Origin of the sequence: Paracoccus lutimaris (assembly GCF_003337565.1) — a bacterium.
GTDB classification, from domain to species: domain Bacteria; phylum Pseudomonadota; class Alphaproteobacteria; order Rhodobacterales; family Rhodobacteraceae; genus Paracoccus; species Paracoccus lutimaris.
Map to the genome: position 1 here is coordinate 1 of NZ_QPJL01000086.1, position 1,367 is coordinate 1,367.

General features: G+C 68.0%; 2 protein-coding genes. One reads left to right on the forward strand and one right to left on the reverse strand.

What is annotated here, in order from left to right:
* Positions 1 to 733 (forward strand): helix-turn-helix transcriptional regulator (locus tag DFP89_RS20040; protein ID WP_220269898.1); only part of this gene is annotated, 733 nt, incomplete at its 5' end.
* Between the two features lie 64 nt (positions 734 to 797).
* Here DFP89_RS20040 and DFP89_RS20045 read toward each other — a convergent pair.
* On the reverse strand, positions 798 to 1,367 hold a 570-nt coding region (locus DFP89_RS20045; RefSeq protein ID WP_114351050.1), incomplete at its 5' end, for a thermonuclease family protein.

Consider the following 1,367-nt stretch of genomic DNA (forward strand, 5'->3'; position numbering starts at 1 on the left):
CTGGGGCTGGGCGCCGGACCGGGTGCAGGCGGCGCGGGCTCTGGCCGATCGGCGGCGGGCGCGGGGGCTGAGCCAGGCGCAACTGGCCAATCGGATCGGGGTCAGCCGACCGGTTGTCATTGCGCTCGAACGAGATCTGGGCGCGACGGTCGCGACGCTGGTCAGGGCAGCGGCGGTGCTGGGCGTCAGGTCGGTGCTACGCGCTGCCCCCTCGGGGCGTGGCGGTCTGGTGCCGGCGACGAATGCCCCGGCGCAGGATCTGGTGATGACGCCGCCGGAGCTGGCGGCAGCGGTGATCGGGCATTTCGCAGATCGGATGACGGGCAAGGTGCTGGACCCGGCCAGAGGGCGTGGGGCGTTTCACGACCTGTTTCCCGCCCATCTTAACCGGCATTGGTGCGAGATCACTGAGGGACACGATTTCCTAGACTGGCACGAACCGGTCGACTGGGTGATGACCAATCCGCCCTGGTCGCGGCTGCGCGATTTTACCCGCCATGCCATGCGGATTGCGCCGAATGTCGTCTGGCTGGCGCCGTTGACCAATCTAACCACGAAGGCGCGGCTGCGCGATCTGGACGAGGCCGGGTTCGGCATTGCCGAGCTGGTCTTGATCGACACGCCGAAGGATTGGCCGCAGAGTGGCTTTCAACTGGTCGCGGCCTGGCTGCGCAAAGGGCACAGCGGCGGCTGGTCGGTGACGCGGCTGGGCGGATTAGCCGCAGTGAACTGACGATCCGGCAGCCATCGCAGGCGACACGACCCCGCGCCGAGATGCCGGACCGCCTGAATCTCTCTCAGCAGATGCTCTCGCAGGGGATGCCGTCATTGTCGCGGTCGAGCCTGCCGCCCCAGGGGCAGTTCTGCAGATACCAGCGCGCCTCTGCGCAACTGCCGATCTGAGAGCAGGTCCGGCGCGGGTTGCAGGACCAGTTTTGCCCGGCGAGTTGTTGCAACCTCTGCATCGGCGGTGCCGCTTTCTGACGGCTGCGGCGTGCCGCACGCCAATCCCACGGCATGTCGAAACGGCCCTCCCAGATCCCGCGCTGGCCGGTCCGGGCGTGCTCCTCGGCCGCGACATAGGCGGTCGAATATTGGCGGTAAGCCACCGCCCAGCCCTCGCGCACCATCCAGCGGTTCAGATTCTCGCCGCCCGCAAAGCAATCCGCCACAGACCGGCCATAGCGGTCGATGTCTGTTTCCTGGCAGCTGACGACTTGCCGCCCGATCCGGTCTGACAGTGCCAGCGAAGCCTGCTGACCACAGCGCCAGGCCGTGCCGCGCGGATCCTGGCACAGCTGCCCGCTTTCCGGCGCATCGATGCCGTTCAGCCGGATCCGGGCGCCGTGGATCTCGATGGTGTCGCC